The organism is Achromobacter sp. NCFB-sbj8-Ac1-l, from assembly GCF_052695805.1.
In genome coordinates this window covers 3705981-3724478 of sequence record NZ_CP199812.1, presented here as the reverse complement: position 1 = coordinate 3724478, position 18498 = coordinate 3705981, and the positions used below count along the sequence as shown (strand labels likewise).

Genomic DNA, 18498 nt, shown 5'->3' with positions numbered 1-18498 from the left:
TCTGTATGAGTAGCTGTAAGAATCTGATTTGACGTATGAATTGGCCCGGCGAGAGACTACGGTTTTCCCTGTTTCCTCCGGACCCGATATGGAATCGAAAGTCAGTACGCGCTTGAAGCAACCCCTGGCCAAAGCGGTGTTGCAGCACCTTTTCCTGCCGCGCTTGAACCGGGAGTTCTTCGCCAATTTCGAGATGCTGACCCAGGTGAACCTGGCGCATCTGCTGATGCTGCACGAGCAGGGCATCCTGGACCACGACGCGTCGCAGCGCCTGGCGCAGGCGCTGCTGGTGATGCAGGCCGAAGGCCCCCATGTGGTCGAACTGGACGCGGCCCGCGAAGAGGCCTATTTCAACTACGAGGCGCACCTGATCAAGGCGGTGGGGCAGGAATTGGGCGGCCGCCTGCACACGGCCCGCAGCCGCAACGACATTGGCGCCACCATCGACCGCATCCGGGCGCGCGATTTTGCCGCCCGCATCGGCGCGGCCCTGATCGGCGTGTCGCAGGCGGCGCTGGTGCAGGCCGAACGTTACGCGGACTGTGTCATGCCCGGCTACACGCACATGCAGGCGGCGCAGCCGATCACCTATGGCTATTACCTGTCGGCGCTGGTGGATGCCTGGTCGCGCGATATCGGCCGGCTGGCGCACGCGCTGGAAACGGCGGATGCCTCGCCGCTGGGCGCCTGCGCGCTGGCCGGCACGTCGTTTCCGATCGACCGGGACAGGACCAGCGCGCTGCTGGGCTTCAGCGGCCCGCTGGCCAATGCGCTGGACAGCGTGGCGTCGCGCGATTTCGCGCTGGAACTGAGCGCGACGCTGTCGATCATGATGATCACGTGCAGCCGCATGGTGCAGGATTTCTACATCTGGTCCACGCCCGAATTCGGCTACCTGACGTTTCCGGACAGCATCGCGAGCACGTCCAGCATCATGCCGCAGAAAAAGAACCCGGCGGTGCTGGAATACCTGCGCGGCAAGACGGGCCACCTGATCGGGCTGACGTCGGCGGCGCTGACGACGGTGAAGTCGACCCATTTCACGCATTCGGGCGACAGTAGCCGCGAAAGCACGCGCACGTGCTGGGAGTCGTGCGAGGAAGCGCTGAAGGCGCTGGAACTGATGCAACTGCTGGTCGAGCAGGTGGCGCCCAACCGCACGCGCATGGCCGCGCGGGCGGCGGATGACTTTTCCACGGTGACGGACCTGGCCGACCTGCTGGTGCGCCGCGCGGATGCGTCGTTTCGCGACGCGCACCACGTCATTGGCGCAGTAGTGCGGCAGGCGCTGGAAGCGGGCCTGCCGGCGCGCGCCATCACGCCGGCAATGATCACGTCGGCGGCGGCCGAGCAGTTGGGGCGGCCGGTGACGCTGGACGAGGCGGACATCGCGGCTTGCCTGGACCCGGTGCGCAACGTGGCCGCGCGCCAGTCGCTGGGCGGCCCGGCGCCGCAATCGGTGCGGGCGCACCTGGCCGAGCAGCGCGCGCGGCTGGCGGTTCAGCAAGCGGCGATCGACGCGGCGCAGCGGCGGGCGTCCGAGGCGCGCGACGCCTTGCAGCGCCAGGCGGCCGCGTTGGCGGCCGCGGCAACGGCGGCGGCGTAGCGATCCTTTCAGACACGCCGTCTGATCCCGGCAGATTCACATCGATCCAACACACGGCACAAGGCGCGGCTTCCTGCGCCGCCGTATCAATCACAGCATGCAAGGGGAATTCAATCATGGTCAACGCATTGCCGAAGTTTGCCGTGGCGCTGGTCACGGCATTGGGCCTCAGCCCGGGCGCCCAGGCGGCGCAGGCGGGCTATCCGAACAAGCCGATCACGCTGGTGGTGCCGTTCGCGCCAGGCGGCACGGTGAACCTGATGGGACGCCTGTTGGCCAACCATATGTCCGAAAAGCTGGGGCAGACGGTCATCGTCGAGAACAAGCCGGGCGGGGGCGGCAGCATCGGGGCCAATTTCGTGTCCAAGGCGGCGCCGGACGGCTACACGCTGCTGCTGGCGACGATGGGGCAGCAGTCGATTCTGCCGCTCCTGTCCAAGAACCTGCCGTACAACGCCGACAAGGACTTCGCGCCGGTGGCGTTGTTCTCGACGGTGCCCAATGTGCTGGCGGTGTCCAAGGACGCACCGGCCACGACGGTGGCGGAATTGGTGGCGTACGGCCGCGCCCATCCGGGCAAGCTGAACATGGCGTCGGCAGGCATGGGGTCGGTCAACCATCTGACCGGCGAGCTGTTCATGTACCGTTCGGGCGCCAAGTTCGAGCACGTGCCTTACCGCGGTGCCGGCCCGGCCACGTCGGACCTGCTGTCAGGCCAGGTGCAGGTGCTGTTCGCCAATCTGCCCAACGTGCTGGCTTACGTGAAGACAGGCCAGGTGCGCGTGCTGGCGGTGGCCAGCGATAAACGCAGCGCGTCCCTCAAGGACGTGCCGACGCTGGCGCAAGCGGGCGTGAAGGATGCGGTGGTCGAGTCCTGGTATGGCGTGATGGCGCCGGCAGGCACCGACCCGCAGGTGATCCGCAAGCTGCAGGACACGGTGATTGCGATTGCCAACGACAAGGCGCTGGTGGGGCAGCTGGCCGATCAGGGCGCGGTGCCGTACCCGGGCACCAGCGAAGACCTGGCCAGGCTGTCTTCTGAAGAGACCCGGCGCTGGAAGGAAATCATCGACAGCGCGAAGATCCAGCTGGATTGAGCGCGTCAGGCGGGGCCACCGTGTTTGGCGGCCCCCCGGGCGTAGCCGCAGGGGGCAGACGCCTACAGGTCCATCACCATTTCATGCCAGGCCATGCCGCCATGGTCGGACGGCGAGGGCCGCACGTAGCGGTAGCCCAGCTTGCGGTAGAGCTCGACGTGGCGTTCCTTGCACATCAGGTGGATGGTCTGCTTGCCCCGTTGCCGGGCGTGATCGACGAAGGCGTGCATGAGGCGGGTGGAATAGCCCTTGCCCTGGTGGGCGGGGTCGACCACCACGGACATGATCACCACGTTGGGCGCGTCCGGGTCGTGGCCGACCAGTTCCTTGAACGCCTCGTCGGACATGACCACGTCGTGGGCGCAGCCGCTGTTGATGAAGCCGACGATCTGGCCGTCGGCCTCCAGCACCAGGAAGCCCTGGGGATACTGGGCGATGCGGGTGGCGATCTTGGCGTGCGTGGCGGCTTCGTCGCCTTCGTAGGCGGTGGTCTCGATCTGGAAGCAACGATCGACGTCGGCGGGTCGGGGCGGGCGAAATACCAGATTGGGCATGGCAGTGATGAGGCAGCTGAAACGAGCAAAGGCGGTATGGTAGCCGTTTCGCCGGCCGACGCTTCTTGCGCCGTGCCCGCCGATAAAAAAAGCGCATTCCCCAGGGCAGGGGAATGCGCCAAATAGCGGTGCGGCGTCGCACGAGAAACCTGCTTGCGGCGCCCCGCCGGCTTGCGGTACTTCGGCCCGAGTCCGCGAACTGCTGCGGGAACTCGCGGCCAGAGTAGATACTGTTGGTCGCACGGCTATACCGTGCGTCTCAGTTTGAGGGTAATCCACGGGTATTTACTTTTTGTTATGCTCGGCACAGCCCAGCCTGCAGCCCACCCGCGCAGCGACCCTCAAGCATGAACCCCAATGCTTTCCTGACCGGCCCGGCCCCGTCCGCCACGCCCGATATCGTCCACCATCATTTCGATGTGGCGGCGCAGGCTCCCGAACGCCGTTTCCTGGCGTGGCGCGAGCAGGTCGGGCATGTGGTGGATGTGCTGCCCAGCCGGGATGCGCTGCAGCAACCCTTCCAGGCCTCGATCGACCGCTTTCGGGTCGGCCCCCTGATGTTCACGGATTGCCGTTCCGATGCCATGCGCCTGGAACGGTCGCTGGTGCGCATTTCACGCGACAACATCCGAGATTTTGCCTTCCACGTGTTCCTGGAAGGCAGCGTGGACGAGGTCGCCGTGCGCAACGGCCCGCGTACGCCGGACGAGGGCGGCGCGGTACGGGTGCTGGCGGTGGATCTGGGCCAGCCGGTACGGATGCGGCGCCACGCCTGCCGCATGTTGACGTTTTTCGTGCCGGCGGACATGGTGCTGGAGGTGTTTCCGGACCCTGAGGCGCTGCATGGCCGGATGCTGCGGGACGCTACACCGCTGGTCCGGCTGGCGCTGCGGCAGGCCTCGGCCTTGGCGCAGGCGGTGCGCGGTTTGCGCGCGGCGCAGGCCCAGGACGACATCACCGCCTGCGTGCGCCTCTTGCTGGCGGCGTTCGGCCGGGATGCCCGGTTGTCCGGCAATGCCCGCGCGGCGGCGCGGGCCGCCATGTTCGGCGAGGTGCGGCGTTACATCCAGGCCAATCTGCACCAGGCCGGGCTGACGCCGGAAGCCGTGGTGCAGGCGCTGCGATTGCCGCGCCCGACGGTGTACCGGATGTTCCAGCACGAGGGCGGGCTGGGCGCCTATATCCGCAACCTGCGGTTGCGGCTGGCGGCCGAGGAACTGGTGCGCTATCCGCACCTGACGGTGATGGAAGTTGCCTACGGATTGGGGTTTGGCAGCGCGTCTGATTTTGCGCGGGCGTTCCGCCGCGCCTACGAGATGCCGCCGCAGGAATTCCGCGAGCAGTCCTTGCAGTGGCCGGACCGGATCAGGCGGCGGGCGTAGCGCGATCGTGTCGGGCGGGGGAGCGCCGTCGGCCGCCCTGACCGCCGGCCTTACGGCGCGCAGACCTGCCGTACGCATTCCCTCAACCAGCGGTGCCCGGGATCGGCGTCCATGCGCGGATGCCACAGCATGGACACGGTAAGGGCGGGCGTGTCGACGGGCAGTGCAAAGCTGTGCATGCCGGCGCGCAGGTTGCCGGTGTGGCGTTCGGGCACGCTGGCGATGAGATCGCTGCCGCGCGCCAGCGCCAGCGCGTCGGAAAAGCCGGCCACGAGGGTGGCGACGTGCCGGGTCAGGCCCAGCGCCGCCAGGGCCTCGTCGATGGGGCCTTTGTCCAGCCCGCGCCGCGACACCAGCACGTGCTGGCCGGCGGCGTAGCGGGCCGGCGTGATCTTGCCTTTGGCCAGGGGATGACCGGCGCGCACGGCGCCGATGAACTTGTCGCGGAACAAGGCGCGCGTGCGGATCTCGGGGCTGCTGGCGGCGCCGACCACGCCGGTTTCCAGGTCGACGGTGCCCTCGCGCAGGGGCGCGCTGTGCTTGTCGGACTTGGCGACAAAGCGCAGCGTGACGCCGGGTGCCTCGCGGCCGGCGAGCGCAATGAGCGCCCCGCCGAAATTTTCCACGAAGCCGTCGCTGGTACGCAGCGTGAAGGTGCGCGCCAGCCGGGAAGGGTCCAGCAGTTCGGCGGGGCGCAGTACGGCGTGGGCTTCCTGCACCAGCCGGGCCACGTGCTCGCGCAGTTCGATGGCGCGCGGCGTGGGCACCAGGCCGCGGCCGGCCCGCACCAGCAAGGGGTCGCCGGTGGTGTCGCGCAGGCGGGCCAGCGCCCGGCTCATGGCCGACGGGCTCAGGTGCAGGCGGCGCGCGGCGCGGGCGACATTGCCTTCGGCCAGCAGCACGTCCAGCGTCAGCAGCAGGTTGAGGTCGGGGCGGGACATGGCGCGACGTTATCACGACGCAGGCGTGGGATGGCGTCTGGTGCATGGATAAAGTGCAAATGCTGCGTCTTCCGCCAGGGTAAGGGCGGGCCTACGCTGGGGGGCAGGTCTGTTCGACGCATGTCGGGCGGTCCGTTCCGATGCCAACCTTCGCAGAAAGCCATGTCGCCAACTTTGTCGAACCCGAACCCGAACCCGGCCGCCGGCCGGCACCCCGCCTGGGCGCTGGCCAGCCTGTCCTTGTCCCTGTTGCTGGCGTCCCTGGGCACCAGCAGCGCCAACGTGGGGCTGCCGACGCTGGCGCAGGCCTTCGCCGCACCGTTCCCGCAGGTGCAGTGGATCGTGCTGGCCTACCTGCTGGCGATCACGGTCTGCGTGGTCGGCGCCGGCCGCCTGGGCGACCAGTGGGGGCGCAAGCGCCTGTTGCTGGGGGGCATCGCGGTGTTTACCGTGGGGTCGGCGCTGTGCGGCCTGGCGCCCACGCTTGGGCTGCTGATCGCGGCGCGGGCCGTGCAGGGAGCGGGCGCGGCCGTGATGATGGCGCTGTCGATGGCGTTCGTGGGCGACATCCAGCCCAAGCATCGGACGGGCAGCGCGATGGGGCTGCTGGGCACGATGTCGGCCGTGGGCACCGCGCTGGGGCCGACCCTGGGCGGCGTGCTGATCGCGGCGCTGGGCTGGCGCTTCCTGTTCCTGGCGAACTTGCCGCTGGGCCTGCTGGCCATCGTGCTGGCGGCGCGCCATCTGCCGGCGGACCGCGAAAGGACGGCTGGCCTGGGCTTCGACTTGGCCGGGACGGTCGTGCTGGGCGTCGCGCTGGCGGCCTATGCCCTGGCGATGACGCCGGGACGCGGCCAATTCGGCGGCCTGAACATCGGCTTGCTATGGGTCGCAGGGGCGGGCGCATGGCTGTTCCTGCGGGTCCAGGCGCGGGTGGCAGCCCCGTTGGTGCGTCCGGCCATGCTGCGCGATCGCGGCCTGGCGGCCGGCCTGGCCATGAACGCACTGGTGTCCACGGTGATGATGGCGACGCTGGTGGTCGGCCCGTTCTATCTGACCCAGGCGCTGGGGTTGGGCGCGGCCGCGGCCGGGGGGGTGATGTCGGTGGGGCCGCTGGTCAGCGCGGTGTGCGGCGTGCCGGCCGGCCGTCTGGTGGACCGCCATGGCGCGGCACGGATTGCGCGGCTGGGACTGGCGGCCATGGTCGCGGGCGCGGCGTTGCTCGCGGCGCTTCCCGTAGCGCTGGGGGTGGCGGGTTACCTGGGGCCGATTGTCGTGCTGACGGTCGGCTACGCGGTGTTCCAGGCGGCCAACAACACCGGCGTCCTGGCCGATGTCGACGCGCATCAGCGCGGCGTGGTGGCGGGCATGTTGAATCTGTCGCGCAACCTGGGGCTGGTGACCGGGGCTTCGGCCATGGGGGCGGTGTTTGCACTGGCCGCCGGGGCGGCGGACCTGGCGGCGGCGCCGCCCGAGGCGGTGGCGCGGGGGATGGGGGTGGCGTTTGGCGTGGCCGCGGGGCTGGCGGCTGGCGCCTGGGGAATCGGCTGGCGCCAGCGTCGGCCTTACCGGCTGCCGGTTTCGTAGATGTCCCAGGCCTGCCTGGCGTCGGCGTTGTCGTGAATCATTGCCATCAGCGCCCGCACCACCGCCGACGGGTCGGCGTGCTGGTAGACGTTGCGGCCATACACCAACCCCACGGCGCCCTGGTCCAGCAGTTCACGCGACCGGCCAAACACCTGGCGCAGGTCTTCGCGGCCGCCGCCGCGCACCAGCACCGGGCAACGGGCGGCCTGCACCACGCGATGAAAATCCTGCGCATGCGTGGTGGGGTCGGCCTTGACGATGTCGGCGCCCATTTCGCGCGCCAGCCGCACCAGCGTAACGATCTTTTCGGCGTCGCCGTCGACCATGTAGCCGCCGCGCTCGGTGTGCGGCGCCATGACCAGCGGTTCGATCATCAGGGGCATGCCGTAGCGGTCGCAGTCGGCGCGCACGCGGGCGATGTTGGCTACGCACTGGCGGAACAGGTCGGGTTCGCCGGGCAGCATGAACAGGTTGACCACGACGCAGGCCGCGTCCATCTGCACGGCGGGCAGCACGGGGTCTTGTTCGTTCTGCAGCACCGCCCACATGACGCGGTGGATGGTGGCGTTGTAGGGGTTGCCCATGTCCAGGCGCATCACCAGGGCGGGCTTGTCGCGGCCGGGTTGCTGTTGCAGCAGGTCGGCCTGGCCGTAGTTCAGCTGGATGGCGTCGGGGCCGGCGGCCAGCAACTGGGCCATGACGGCGGGCATGTCTTCCAGCCCGGACAGGAAGCTGGGCTCGTTGCACACGCCATGGTCCACGGCGATGTCCAGGCAACGGCCGGCGTTCAGCAGGCGGTTCAGGCGGGCTTGTTTAAGGTGCGGCATGGGGGGGGCTCCGGGGTCAGTCCAGCGCTTGCAGATGGCGCTGGGCGGCCGCGTCGATGGCGGCGATATGGTTGGGTTCCAGGCGCAGCGCGGCGGCGCGGGCGTTCTGGGTGGCCTGGCGGGCGTCGCGGGCGCCGCACAGCGCCACGGTGACGCCGCCGGGCCGGGTGGTCCAGGCGATCATCAACTGCGACAGGGTGCAGTCCAGTTGCCAGCGCAGCGGTTCCAGGTCCTGGAAAAACGCGTGCAGCCGGGTGCGGTTGGCAGTGGAAAAGCGCGGGTTGCCGGCGCGCTGGTCGTCGCCGCCGAACTGGCGCGCCGGGTCGATGGGGCCGGCCAGCAGGCCCAGCGCCAGCGACGAATAGCCGAGGATGCCGACATTGTGTTCGTGGCACAGCGGCATCAGGGTGGATTCGATGTCGCGGTCGATCAGGCTGTAGCGTTCCTGGATGGCGTCCACCGCGCCGTGGCGCAGGTATTCGGCCAGGATGTCGGGTTCCACATTGCTGACGCCGATGCCGCGGATCTTGCCCTGGCGCTTCAGGTCGAGCAGGGCATCCATGGTTTCGGCCACCGGCGTGGTGTCGTCCTGCCAGTGGGTGATGTACAGGTCGATGTAGTCGGTGCGCAGGCGCGCCAGGCTTTGCTCGACCTCATGGAAGATGGACGCGCGCCCCAGATGGCGGTGCACCGCCTGGCCGTCTTCGTCAAAGAAGTGGCGGCCCTGGCGGGTGTGCCAGACCAGGCCGCACTTGGTGGCGATCACGGCGTGCTGGCGGCGGCCTTCCAGGGCCCGCCCGACCAGGTCTTCGGCGTGGCCCAGGCCGTAGGCGGGGGCGGTGTCGATCAGCTGCACGCCGGCATCGAGCGAGGCGCGGATGGCGTCGATGGCGGCGGCATCGTCGTTGCCGCCCCACATCCAGCCGCCCATGGCCCAGGTGCCCAGGCCCACGGTCTGGCAGCGGATGCCGGAAGTGCCCAGCGTGGTGGTGTTCATCGGTGTCCTTTCTTGACGTTCATGAGATGGTCGACGGTGACGGCGCCCAGGAGGATCAGGCCCTTGACCACGTCCTGCCAGTACGGCGACACGTCCAGCAGGATCAGCGAGCTGGTCACCACCGACAGCAGCGCCAGGCCCAGCACGGCGCCCAGCACGGTGCCCGAACCGCCTTTCAGGCTGGCCCCGCCGATGACGACGGCGGCGATGACGTTCAGTTCCATGCCGACGCCGAACGTGGGCGTGGCGGCGCCGAAGCGCGCGGTGTACACCACGCCGGCCAGGCCGGCCAGCGCCGAGCACAGCACGGTGACCCAGAACTTGACGCGCCCGGTGCGGATGCCGGCATACAGCGCGGCCTTTTCGTTGCTGCCGGTATAGAACACCTTGCGCAGCAGGGCCGAGCGGCGCAGGGCGAAGTCGCTGAGGGCGACGATGGCGCCGAAGATCAGGATCACGGCGGGAATGCCGGCAATGGTGCCCTGGCCGATGAACTTGAACTGGGCCGGCAAGGAAAACAGCGACTGCGGCGTGCCCTGGGTGATGGCCAGGCACAGGCCGCGCACGATCACCATGAAGGCCAGCGAGGCGATGAAGTGGGAGAGGCCGATGCGCGTGACGCAGCCGCCGATCAGGGCGCCCACCGCGGCGCTGGCGGCAATGGCCGCCAGGCCGGCTGTCCACGGGTCCAGCCCCATCAGGAACAGCTTGCCGGTCACCACCATGGCCAGGCACACCACCGAGCCCACCGACAGGTCGATGCCGCCAACGATGACCAGGAAGGTCATGCCGACCACCACGATGCCTTCAATGGAAAACGACAGCAGCATCGCCCGCACGTTCTCCCAGGTCAGGAAGTGGGGCGAGGCGAAACTCATCACGATGCACAGCGCGGCAATGATCAGCAGCAGGCCGGCTTCGCGCAGGCTGGCCAGCCGGTGGCGCAGGCGCGGCGGCGCGTCGGCGGCCCGGGCAGGGGGCGCCAGCGCCGCGCCGGCGGATTGCGGGGAGGGTAGGTCGGTCATCATGCCGTCTCCTGTGCGCCCAGGCCCGAGGCCAGCCTGAGCAGCTTTTCTTCTGTCATGTCGGCGCGGGCCAGCTCGCCGGCCAGCCTGCCGTTGCGGATCACCAGCGCGCGGTCGCACAGGCCGATGATTTCGGGCAATTCGGATGAAATCACCACCACGCCGACGCCCTGGTCGGCCAGCTCGCGCAGCAGGTGGTGGATTTCGGACTTGGCGCCCACGTCGACGCCGCGCGTGGGTTCGTCCATCAGCAGCACGGCGGGGCGGGTGGCCAGCAGCTTGGCGATGGCCACCTTCTGCTGGTTGCCGCCCGACAGGCAGGCGGCTTCCTGGCCCACGCCGGCGGACTTGAGCTTGAGCCGCGTGCCCAGGTCGACGGCCAGCTGGCGTTCGGCCGTGCGCCGCAACAGGCCGAAGCGGCTGCTGATGCGGGCCAGCGCCATGGACGACACGTTCTGTTCGATCGGCATGTCCAGGAACAGGCCGGCGGCCTTGCGATCTTCGCTGAGATAGGCGATGCCATGGCGCAGCGCGTCGGCATAGCGGCGCAGCCGCAGGCGCTTGCCGCGCAGGCTGACCGTGCCTTGGCGCGCGCGCCGCAGGCCGCAGACGGTTTCGGCCAGTTCGCTGCGGCCGGCGCCCATCAGCCCGGAAATGCCCAGGATTTCGCCGCGCCGCAGGCGGAATGAAATGCCGTGCACGCGTGCGCCGTCGTCGATGTCCTGTACATCCAGCAGGATCTCGGGCGGCTTGCCGGTGTCGGCCTGGCCGGGCGGGTAATAGTTGCCCAGGTCGCGCCCGACCATGCTGCGCACCAGGGTGTCCGGCGTCATGTCGGCAATGGCGGCGCAATGCACGTCGCGGCCATCGCGCAGCACGGTGACGCGGTCGCAGTGTTCGAAGATCTCGGCCATGCGGTGGCTGATGTAGATGATGCCGATGCCCTGCGCCTTCAGGCCGTGCAGCACGCGAAACAGCGCGGCCGATTCCACTTCGGTCAGCGCCGCGGTGGGCTCGTCCAGGATCAGCACCTTGCAGTCCAGCGTCAGGGCGCGGGCGATTTCGACCAGTTGCTGGCTGGAAATGCCCAGTTGGTCCACCCGCAGCGCCGGGTCGATGTCCTGGCCCAGTCGCCGCAGCACCTGGGTGGCGCGGCGCTTCAGGTCGGCGTAGTCCATCCAGGCGCGCGGTTGCGTGTTGATGTGCGGCATGAACAGGTTTTCGGCCACGGTGGCATCGCCGCACAGCGCGATTTCCTGGTGTACCAGGCCGATGCCCAGCCGCATGGCGTGGGCCGGGCCGTCGATGACGACCCGCTGGCCTTCCAGCAGGATGTCGCCGGCATCTGGCGCATGGATGCCGTCGATGATTTTCATCAGCGTCGACTTGCCGGCGCCGTTCTCGCCGCACAGGGCATGGATTTCGCCCCGTTGCAGCGAGAAGTGCACGCCGGCCAGCGCCTGCGCCGCGCCGAAGCGCTTGCTGATGCCCTGCAGTGCCAGCAGGGGCGCGGCGGGCGTCATTCGTTGATGCCCTTGGTGCCGCGGCGCGCCAGGTACTTGTCCCAATAGAAGTCGTCGGCGTTGGCCTTGCTGACGATGGACAGGCCGTTGTCCAGGAACGGCACGGCCATGGGGTTGCTGCCGTTGCGCTTGGCGTCGTTCATCGGGTCGATCAGTTGCTGGTTGCGGGCCAGGAACAGCAGCATCATGCCCATGTAGCCCTGCACGCCCTGGTTGGGGTTGACCGAGCCGTAGACCTCGCCGGACTTGATCATGTCCAGGATCTTGGCGTTGACGTCGCAGCACAGCACCTTGATGTTCTTCTTGGTTTCGATGCTGGCCTGGGCCGCGCCCAGCGCGGAATTGGCCTCGGGCATGAACAGCGCGCCCAGGCCGGGGTTGGCCTGCGCCAGGCTCAGCGTGGCCTGGTAGGCCTTGTTGGGGTCCTGGTTGCTGGCCGCGCGGCCCACCAGCTTCATGCCGGGGTGCTTGGTTTTCATGCGGTTGATGAAGGCGGCGATGCGGCGGTCATGGTTGTCCTGGCCGGGGTTCTCCAGCACGGCGTATTCGCCCTTGCCGCCCAGGGCCGCGGCGATGGCGTCGGCCGCCTGCGCGCCTTCGCGGTCGTTGTCGGACGTCACGAACGACACGCGCTTGGAATTGGGCGAGTCGGCCGCAAACGTCACCACCGGGATGCCCATGGCCGCGGCGCGGTTGATGGGCTCGATGAACGGGTCCGGGTTCATCGGGTGCAGCAGGATGCCGGCGGGCTTGCGCGCCAGTTCCTGCTCGAACGAAGCCAGTTGCTTGTTGACGTCATATTCGGGCGTGCCGGAATACCGGGTGCGTACGCCGAGCGACTGGCCCAGCTGCTTCATCATTTCGTACACGGGGAACCAGTACTCCACCCCCGACACCATCACGTTCATCACGTAGACGTCGTCAGGGTTGCCGCGCAGCCCGGGGGCTTGCGGCGTGGCCTGTGCAAAGGCATTGGCGCTGGCCAGGCCCGCGCCCGCCGCCGCCACGGTCTTCAGGAAATCTCGTCTCATGTCTCCGCTCCTTGACTTGCATGGATGCAACCAACGGCCCTGTGGCCCGGGGAACCTGCCGATCGACCTGAAATGATCGATTCGTTGTTATGACATCGACAGCACTATAGGGCAGCCGAAATTTTTAGATTACTAGGGGAAACACTGCTATCCTGCCGAAAATTTCCGTAGACAATGTTATGACATGAGAACAGACATCTACCTCGGGATAGACATGGGCTCCACGGGCTTGAAGGCGGTTGCCTTCGAAGCCGGGAGCGGGGCCACCCTGGCGGCCGCGGGCGGGGCATTGCCTTACCGGCAACTGCCGCACGGCGGGTGCGAGCTGGCGGCCGATGCCATCGAAGCGGCGCTGGCGCATGCCTTGCAAGGCGTGGCGCAACAGTTGGGCGAGCGCCTGCGCGATCTGCGCGCGCTCAGTTGCACGGGCCACGGTGCGGGCCTGTATCTGCTGGACGAAGGTGGCCGCTTGCTGGGCGGGGGCGCGGTCGCCTCGACCGACCAGCGCGCCGCGGCCCGCGCCCGCGCGCTGGGGCTGCGGCTGGGCGATGCGCTGTATGACGAGGTGGGTTGCCGACCGTGGTCGGGGCAGTCGTCGCTGATCGCCGCCGAACGTTTCCAGGCCGATCCGACGCTGCGCGGCCGCACGCGGCACCTGCTGTTCGCCAAGGACTACCTGGCGTTTCTGCTGACCTGCCAAGTCGCCACCGATGCCAGCGACGCCAGCACGGCGGGGCTGTTGAATCTTAAGACCGGCGGCTGGTCGGCAATGGCCTTCGAGGCCGCCGGGGTGGCCGACCTGCATGGGCAGGCGGCGCCTCTTCTCACGGCTGGATCGGTGGTCGGGCAGGTGTCGGCGTCGGCCGCGGCCGCCTTCGGCTTGCCGGCGGGCGTGCCGGTGGTGCTGGGCGCGATCGATCTGCTGGCGTCGTTGCGGGCCGTGGGCGCCGAGCGCCTGGGCCACGCGGTGGCGGTGCTGGGCACCTGGTGCGTCAATGCCGTGGTGGCGCCCGCGCGCGAACCCAAGCCGCAGGTCGGCGCCATCGTGCGTTTCGGCGACCCCGACCGCCGGCTCTATCTTGAGAACAGCCCGTCGTCGATGGCCAACGTGGCCTGGGCCGCGCGGGCGCTGCAATTTCCCGATGCGGCCGCGGTGGTCGACAGCGCGATGTCGGTGCCCCTGGGGGCCGAGGGGCTGCGGTTCCTGCCGTTCATCCATGGCGGCAATTGGCCGCCGGGGGCCAGCGCGGGGTTCGTGGGGCTGCAAGGCCACCACACTCGCGCCCACATGGCCCGCGCCGTGGTGGATGGCGTGGCGGCCTGGCATGCCTGGCATCTGAAACGCCTGGCGGCGCAGGGGCTGGGCGTGCCGGGCAGGGTGGCCGCGCTGGGCGGCGGCGCGCGCGACCGCCGCATGGCGCAGTTGCTGGCGGGCCTGCTGGGCCACGCGGTGGAACGCTGCGGCGACGATGAAACCGGTGCGCGCGGCGCGGCGGGCTACGCGGCGCTGTCGCAGGGCGCGGCGGATTGCCTGCCGGCGCCGTGCGAGCGAGTCGAGCCGGATCCCGCCCAACGGTCGGCGCATGCCGACTTCTATGCCGAATTCCATGCGCTGGTGGACAGCATGGCGCCGGCCTTCGCGCAGGTGTCGGGAGCCGCGCGATGAGCGCCGCCGGTACGCCCACGGCCGGCACGCCCGCAGCCGGTATGCCCGCAGCTGGTACGCCCGCAGCTGGTACGCCCGCCGCAGGTACGCCCGCCGCCGACACCCCATACTTGCGTCCCGCCCAGCTCGCTGGGCGGCACTTTTCCACCGTGGTCGTCGGCGCCGGGGTCAACGGCGCGGGCGTGTTCCGCGACCTGTGCCTGCAAGGTGTGGACTGCCTGATCGTGGACAAGGGCGACATCGCCGCGGGCGCCAGCAGCGCGCCGTCGCGCATGATCCATGGCGGCCTGCGCTACCTGGAAAGCGGCGCGTTTTCGCTGGTGGCCGAGGCCACGCGCGAACGCAATCTGCTCTTGCGCAACGCCGCCCACCTGGTGCGGCCGCTGGAAACCGTGGTGCCGCTGTCCAGCCGCTTCGGGGGCCTGGTGGGCAGCGTGCTGCGCTTTGCGGGCCTGCGCGCCTCGCCGGGCGCGCGCGGGCTGTGCGTGGTGGGGCTGGGGCTGCGCCTGTACGACCGCCTGGGCCGGCGCCAGCGCGTCATGCCGGAACACCGCATTGCACGCGTGGCGGCGGCAGACGGCGCCTTGTTCGGCGCGGCGGTGCGCTGGACGGCCACCTACTACGACGCCTGGATCCGCCACCCCGAATGGCTGGTGCTGGAACTGATCCGCGACGGCCACCGCGACCAGTCCGAGTCCGTTGCGTCCAACTACTGCCGCGTCACGGCGTGCCAGGGGCGCACGGTGACCCTGCGCGATGCGCTCACCGGCGAATCGGTGCAGGTCACCGCCGACACCGTGGTCAATGCCACCGGCGCGTGGCTGGACCGTTCGGCCGGTGCGCTGCAAGGCCAGGGTTCGCGCGTGATGGGCACCAAGGGCTCGCACCTGATCCTGGATCATCCGGCGCTGCGCGATGCCTTGCGCGGCCGCATGGCGTATTTCGAGGCGTCCGACGGCCGGGTCTGCATCGTGTATCCCTTCCTGGACCGCGTGCTGGTCGGCTCCACCGACATTCCGGTGGACGATCCGGACCAGGCGGCCACCGATCCGGCCGAGATCGACTACCTGCTGGACGTGCTGCGCGAGGTGTTCCCGCGGCTGGATTTCGGCCGCGGCAACGTGGTCTACACTTACGTCGGCGTCAGGCCCCTGGCCCAATCGGATGCCGACAAGCCGGGCCAGATCTCGCGCGACCACGCGGTGGTGATCGATCCGCCGAATGCCTCGCGGGATGTGCCGCTGATCTGCCTGGTGGGCGGCAAATGGACCACCTTCCGTTCGCTGGCGCAACTGGCGGCCGACGCGGTGCTGGCGCAACTGGGCCGCACCCGCGCGCAGTCCACCGAGCAGTTGGCCATCGGTGGCGGCGCCGGCATGCCGGCCGATGCGCCAGGGCTGGACCGCCTGCTGGATGACATCCAGGCGGCCAGCGGCTTGAGCCGAACGCGCGTGGCCGAACTGGTCAGCCGGTATGGTTCGGGGGCGCGGGCGCTGGCGCGCGGCTTTGCGGACCAGGGCGATGCGCCGCTGAAGCACGCGCCGGAATACTCGGCCCCGGAAGTCCGCTTTCTGTGCCGCGACACGGCCGTGCAGCACCTGGCCGACCTGGTGATCCGCCGCACGCTGCTGGCCATTCGCGGCCGCATGACCGCCGCGCTGGCGGGCGAGCTGGCCGGTATCGCCGCGGCCGAGCTGGGCTGGAGTCCCGCGCGCCACGACGCCGAGTTGCAGGCCTGCATCGCCACCTTGCGCGACCGGCACTTTGTTTTGTTTCCCGTTTCGATTTCCAGTCCCGTCACGATATGAGCAGCTCGACCCCTACCGAAGACACCGTGCTGGACCGCAGCGCCGGCGCCCCGTTGTGGGCCCAGTTCCGCGACGTGGTGCGCGGCAAGATCCTGCAAGGCGAATTGGCCGTCGGCGCCAAGCTGCCGACCGAGGCCGAATTCGGCGAGCAGTACGGCATTTCGCGCATCGTGGTGCGCGAGGCCCTGGCCGACCTGGTGCGCAACGGCCTGATCTACAAGATCCGCGGGCAGGGCGCGTTTGTGTCGGCGCGCGAACGCGACGAGGATTTCGTCTCGACGGTGCTGGGCTTCTCGGATGAAATGGAGCGCAAGGGCCGCACGGTGCGCACCCAGGTGCTGCTGCAGGAACTGCGCGCACCCACCGCGCGCGAGGCCACGTCGCTGGGCTTGAGCGACCACGCGCAGGTCGTGGCGCTGAAACGCCTGCGCAGCGTGGACGGCGAATTGCAGCTGTTGGTGGAAACCGCGGTGCCCGCCGACCTGGCGCCGGGGCTGAACCGCACCCGGCTGGAAAATCGTTCGCTGTACGACGTGCTGCGCCGCCAGTATGGCCTGCGCATCGTGCGCGCCGAGCGCTGGATCGATGCCGTGCTGCCCGACGCCGAAACCTGCGCGCTGCTGGGCATGACCGAGCCCGAGCCGCTGCTGCGCATCGAGTCCATCGCCTACGGCGCCAATGGCCGGCCGCTGGAACACTACCGCGCGCTGCACCGCTGCCAGACCAGCCGTCTGCACGTCCAGACGACGACCTAGGGCCTGGGTGGCAGACGCCGTACCGCCGTCACAGCACGTTCATCAGCCGTAGCACCCACCAGCCCAGGCCCACGGCCACCACCCCCAGCACGATGCGCAGCAGGCCGCCGCCGCTGCGCGGCACGGCGCCTGGCGCCGGGGCATCAGGCGAAGGCGCGCTCGCCGCGAACGCATCCGCCCGCGGCGCGCCACTTGCCGTGGGCGCGGCATGGCGCACGTCGGGAATATCCGTTTCGATGATGAATTCCGGCTTGTCCGGATCGGGCCGGCCCGCCGCGCCCGCCAGTCCGCCGATATCCACGCCGGCGTCCTTCAGCATGTCCCACAGGCCGCCATCGGCCAGGCCGCCGCGCAGCGCCTCGATGCGCTCGCGCTCGGCGCGCGGCACCTCGTCCAGGCTGGCGTAGCGCCGGCCGTTCACCGTCACGGCGCCATCCTTGATCTCCACCTTGAACGGGCCGTCATCGCCGCTGCTGTCGTAGCGCCATTGCTCGCTGACCCGCACGTCGGTGCCGCCCAACTGGCCGTCCAGCAGCGATTCGATGCTGGCGCGCTGCTCGCTGGACAGGTCGTTCGTGGTGCTCCAACGGGTCGTCGTGGTCGACGTGCGCCAGGTTTTGCTTTTCTCGGTCATGGAGTAGTGTCTGTAAGTAACTTTTATTGGCAGGCTGTACAGCGTGCTGGCCGCGAAAGAAACGGGGCCTTCGCACTATACAGAGCGGTCGTGGGCGGGTCGTCTTCTTACAGTGTCCTTAATGCAAAACTGAATCCCAAGTCAAGAAAAGCGATCTGATCCGGTCTATCGACCGGATCAGATCGGTCAAAAAGCGCATAATGAGGGCCGCTTTCCCTTACGTCCCTTTTCAAAGGGCAAGCTGTTTTTATGTAACGAAAAGCGTGTTGTTTCTAGCCCGGCAGTTCGTGTTTCCAGGGTTCATGTTCGGTAGCGCGCTAGGACAACTTGGAATTCTCACGGAGATGTCTATGACACAAGACGCAAAACCGCGCAGGCGGTTTCTGCAGGCGTTGGCCATCGTGCCGGCGTCGACGCTGGCGGTTGGCACGTTGACCACGGCCTGTACCAACGCCTCGGAAGGCGGCGCGGCAAGCGCGGCCAAGGCCTACGAGCCCACCTACTTCACCAAGCCCGAATGGAACTTCATCGTCGCCGCGGTGGATCACCTGATCCCCGCTGACCAGTACGGTCCGGGCGCGATCGAAGCCGGCGTGCCGGAATTCATCGACCGCCAGATGGAAACGCCTTTCGGCCACGGCAAGCTCTGGTACATGCAGGGCCCGTTCCATCCCGACGTGGCGCCCGAACTGGGCTACCAGCTGAACCAGAATCCGCGCGAGGTCTATCGCCACGGTATCGAGGCCTGTGATGCCTGGTGCAAGAAGACCCACGGCAAGGTCTACGCCGAACTCGACAAGCCCCTGCAGGAGCAGATCCTGAAAGACCTGCAAGGCGGCAAGATCGAACTGGAAAGCGTGCCTGCCAAGACGTTCTTCAGCTTCCTCCTGTCCAACACCAAGGAAGGCTTCTTTGCCGACCCGATGTACGGCGGCAACAAGAACATGGTGGGTTGGAAGATGGTGGGTTTCCCTGGCGCACGTGGCGATTTCATGGACTGGGTCGACCAGCCCAACGTCAAGTATCCCTATGGGCCTGTTTCGATTTCCGGGGAAAAGGGGTAAG

General features: G+C 68.7%; 16 protein-coding genes. 8 read left to right on the top strand and 8 right to left on the bottom strand.

Annotation, left to right across the window (positions count from 1 at the left end; genetic code table 11):
- Positions 1-88: 88 nt before the first annotated feature.
- Positions 89-1606, top strand: coding sequence for an argininosuccinate lyase (gene argH / locus ACUDP5_RS16975; protein WP_445656669.1), 1518 nt, complete (start codon positions 89-91; stop codon positions 1604-1606).
- A gap of 116 nt (positions 1607-1722) precedes the next feature.
- Positions 1723-2703, top strand: coding sequence for a tripartite tricarboxylate transporter substrate binding protein (locus ACUDP5_RS16970; RefSeq protein ID WP_263914430.1), 981 nt, complete (start codon positions 1723-1725; stop codon positions 2701-2703).
- Positions 2704-2765: 62 nt separating this feature from the next.
- On the opposite strand, the gene ACUDP5_RS16965 is transcribed toward ACUDP5_RS16970, so the two are convergent.
- Entirely contained in the window at positions 2766-3257 is a 492-nt protein-coding gene (locus ACUDP5_RS16965; protein ID WP_263914431.1) for a GNAT family N-acetyltransferase, read from the bottom strand.
- 347 nt (positions 3258-3604) lie between these two features.
- On the opposite strand from ACUDP5_RS16965, the gene ACUDP5_RS16960 reads away from it, so the two are divergent.
- Positions 3605-4639: an AraC family transcriptional regulator gene (locus ACUDP5_RS16960; RefSeq protein WP_445656668.1), complete on the top strand. Its 1035-nt coding sequence runs from the start codon at positions 3605-3607 to the stop codon at positions 4637-4639.
- Between the two features lie 50 nt (positions 4640-4689).
- Here ACUDP5_RS16960 and ACUDP5_RS16955 read toward each other — a convergent pair whose 3' ends face one another.
- Positions 4690-5580, bottom strand: a complete 891-nt coding sequence (locus ACUDP5_RS16955; RefSeq protein WP_263914434.1) for a LysR family transcriptional regulator — start codon at positions 5578-5580, stop codon at positions 4690-4692.
- A 162-nt stretch (positions 5581-5742) separates the two neighbouring features.
- Between ACUDP5_RS16955 and ACUDP5_RS16950 the strand changes: the two genes are divergently transcribed.
- Positions 5743-7167 (top strand): MFS transporter, encoded by a 1425-nt coding sequence (locus ACUDP5_RS16950; RefSeq protein ID WP_445656667.1) that lies wholly within the window; start codon positions 5743-5745, stop codon positions 7165-7167.
- Here ACUDP5_RS16950 and ACUDP5_RS16945 read toward each other — a convergent pair.
- The 5 genes from ACUDP5_RS16945 to ACUDP5_RS16925 are packed head-to-tail and all read right to left on the bottom strand — an operon-like array spanning position 7146 to position 12570.
- Entirely contained in the window at positions 7146-7994 is an 849-nt protein-coding gene (locus ACUDP5_RS16945; RefSeq protein ID WP_445656666.1) for a class I fructose-bisphosphate aldolase, read from the bottom strand. The two genes, ACUDP5_RS16950 and ACUDP5_RS16945, sit on opposite strands and share 22 nt — an antisense overlap.
- A 16-nt stretch (positions 7995-8010) precedes the next feature.
- Entirely contained in the window at positions 8011-8991 is a 981-nt protein-coding gene (locus ACUDP5_RS16940) for an aldo/keto reductase (RefSeq protein WP_445656665.1), read from the bottom strand.
- Entirely contained in the window at positions 8988-10019 is a 1032-nt protein-coding gene (locus ACUDP5_RS16935) for an ABC transporter permease (RefSeq protein ID WP_445656664.1), read from the bottom strand. Before ACUDP5_RS16935 ends, ACUDP5_RS16940 begins: the two co-directional genes overlap by 4 nt.
- Complete coding sequence (locus ACUDP5_RS16930) at positions 10016-11539, bottom strand: sugar ABC transporter ATP-binding protein (RefSeq protein WP_445656663.1); 1524 nt, start codon at positions 11537-11539, stop codon at positions 10016-10018. The genes ACUDP5_RS16935 and ACUDP5_RS16930 overlap by 4 nt, the downstream gene beginning before the upstream one ends.
- On the bottom strand, positions 11536-12570 hold the full coding sequence (locus ACUDP5_RS16925) for a substrate-binding domain-containing protein (protein WP_445656662.1): 1035 nt from the start codon (positions 12568-12570) through the stop codon (positions 11536-11538). Before ACUDP5_RS16925 ends, ACUDP5_RS16930 begins: the two co-directional genes overlap by 4 nt.
- Positions 12571-12754: 184 nt before the next feature.
- On the opposite strand from ACUDP5_RS16925, the gene ACUDP5_RS16920 reads away from it, so the two are divergent.
- Genes ACUDP5_RS16920 through ACUDP5_RS16910 form a run of 3 tightly spaced genes read left to right on the top strand, consistent with a single transcriptional unit; the run spans position 12755 to position 16799 of the window.
- Positions 12755-14236, top strand: coding sequence for an FGGY family carbohydrate kinase (locus ACUDP5_RS16920; protein WP_445656661.1), 1482 nt, complete (start codon positions 12755-12757; stop codon positions 14234-14236).
- Between the two features lie 41 nt (positions 14237-14277).
- Complete coding sequence (locus ACUDP5_RS16915) at positions 14278-16044, top strand: glycerol-3-phosphate dehydrogenase/oxidase (protein WP_445659181.1); 1767 nt, start codon at positions 14278-14280, stop codon at positions 16042-16044.
- The gene (locus ACUDP5_RS16910) at positions 16041-16799 is read left to right on the top strand and encodes a GntR family transcriptional regulator (RefSeq protein WP_445656660.1); all 759 of its coding nucleotides are present in this window, start codon (positions 16041-16043) and stop codon (positions 16797-16799) included. Before ACUDP5_RS16915 ends, ACUDP5_RS16910 begins: the two co-directional genes overlap by 4 nt.
- Before the next feature lie 28 nt (positions 16800-16827).
- Here ACUDP5_RS16910 and ACUDP5_RS16905 read toward each other — a convergent pair whose 3' ends face one another.
- Entirely contained in the window at positions 16828-17433 is a 606-nt protein-coding gene (locus tag ACUDP5_RS16905) for a hypothetical protein (protein WP_445656659.1), read from the bottom strand.
- A gap of 350 nt (positions 17434-17783) precedes the next feature.
- Here ACUDP5_RS16905 and ACUDP5_RS16900 point away from each other — a divergent pair, with 350 nt between their 5' ends.
- Positions 17784-18497, top strand: a complete 714-nt coding sequence (locus ACUDP5_RS16900; RefSeq protein ID WP_445656658.1) for a gluconate 2-dehydrogenase subunit 3 family protein — start codon at positions 17784-17786, stop codon at positions 18495-18497.
- Position 18498: the final 1 nt, after the last annotated feature.

Bases quoted from the DNA above. Each gene is read 5' to 3' on its own strand.
- argH (WP_445656669.1), top strand. From the start codon at position 89: ATGGAATCGAAAGTCAGTACGCGCTTGAAGCAACCCCTGGCCAAAGCG.
- ACUDP5_RS16970 (WP_263914430.1), top strand. From the start codon at position 1,723: ATGGTCAACGCATTGCCGAAGTTTGCCGTGGCGCTGGTCACGGCATTG.
- ACUDP5_RS16965 (WP_263914431.1), bottom strand. From the start codon at position 3,257: ATGCCCAATCTGGTATTTCGCCCGCCCCGACCCGCCGACGTCGATCGT.
- ACUDP5_RS16960 (WP_445656668.1), top strand. From the start codon at position 3,605: ATGAACCCCAATGCTTTCCTGACCGGCCCGGCCCCGTCCGCCACGCCC.
- ACUDP5_RS16955 (WP_263914434.1), bottom strand. From the start codon at position 5,580: ATGTCCCGCCCCGACCTCAACCTGCTGCTGACGCTGGACGTGCTGCTG.
- ACUDP5_RS16950 (WP_445656667.1), top strand. From the start codon at position 5,743: ATGTCGCCAACTTTGTCGAACCCGAACCCGAACCCGGCCGCCGGCCGG.
- ACUDP5_RS16945 (WP_445656666.1), bottom strand. From the start codon at position 7,994: ATGCCGCACCTTAAACAAGCCCGCCTGAACCGCCTGCTGAACGCCGGC.
- ACUDP5_RS16940 (WP_445656665.1), bottom strand. From the start codon at position 8,991: ATGAACACCACCACGCTGGGCACTTCCGGCATCCGCTGCCAGACCGTG.
- ACUDP5_RS16935 (WP_445656664.1), bottom strand. From the start codon at position 10,019: ATGATGACCGACCTACCCTCCCCGCAATCCGCCGGCGCGGCGCTGGCG.
- ACUDP5_RS16930 (WP_445656663.1), bottom strand. From the start codon at position 11,539: ATGACGCCCGCCGCGCCCCTGCTGGCACTGCAGGGCATCAGCAAGCGC.
- ACUDP5_RS16925 (WP_445656662.1), bottom strand. From the start codon at position 12,570: ATGAGACGAGATTTCCTGAAGACCGTGGCGGCGGCGGGCGCGGGCCTG.
- ACUDP5_RS16920 (WP_445656661.1), top strand. From the start codon at position 12,755: ATGAGAACAGACATCTACCTCGGGATAGACATGGGCTCCACGGGCTTG.
- ACUDP5_RS16915 (WP_445659181.1), top strand. From the start codon at position 14,278: ATGCCCGCAGCTGGTACGCCCGCAGCTGGTACGCCCGCCGCAGGTACG.
- ACUDP5_RS16910 (WP_445656660.1), top strand. From the start codon at position 16,041: ATGAGCAGCTCGACCCCTACCGAAGACACCGTGCTGGACCGCAGCGCC.
- ACUDP5_RS16905 (WP_445656659.1), bottom strand. From the start codon at position 17,433: ATGACCGAGAAAAGCAAAACCTGGCGCACGTCGACCACGACGACCCGT.
- ACUDP5_RS16900 (WP_445656658.1), top strand. From the start codon at position 17,784: ATGACACAAGACGCAAAACCGCGCAGGCGGTTTCTGCAGGCGTTGGCC.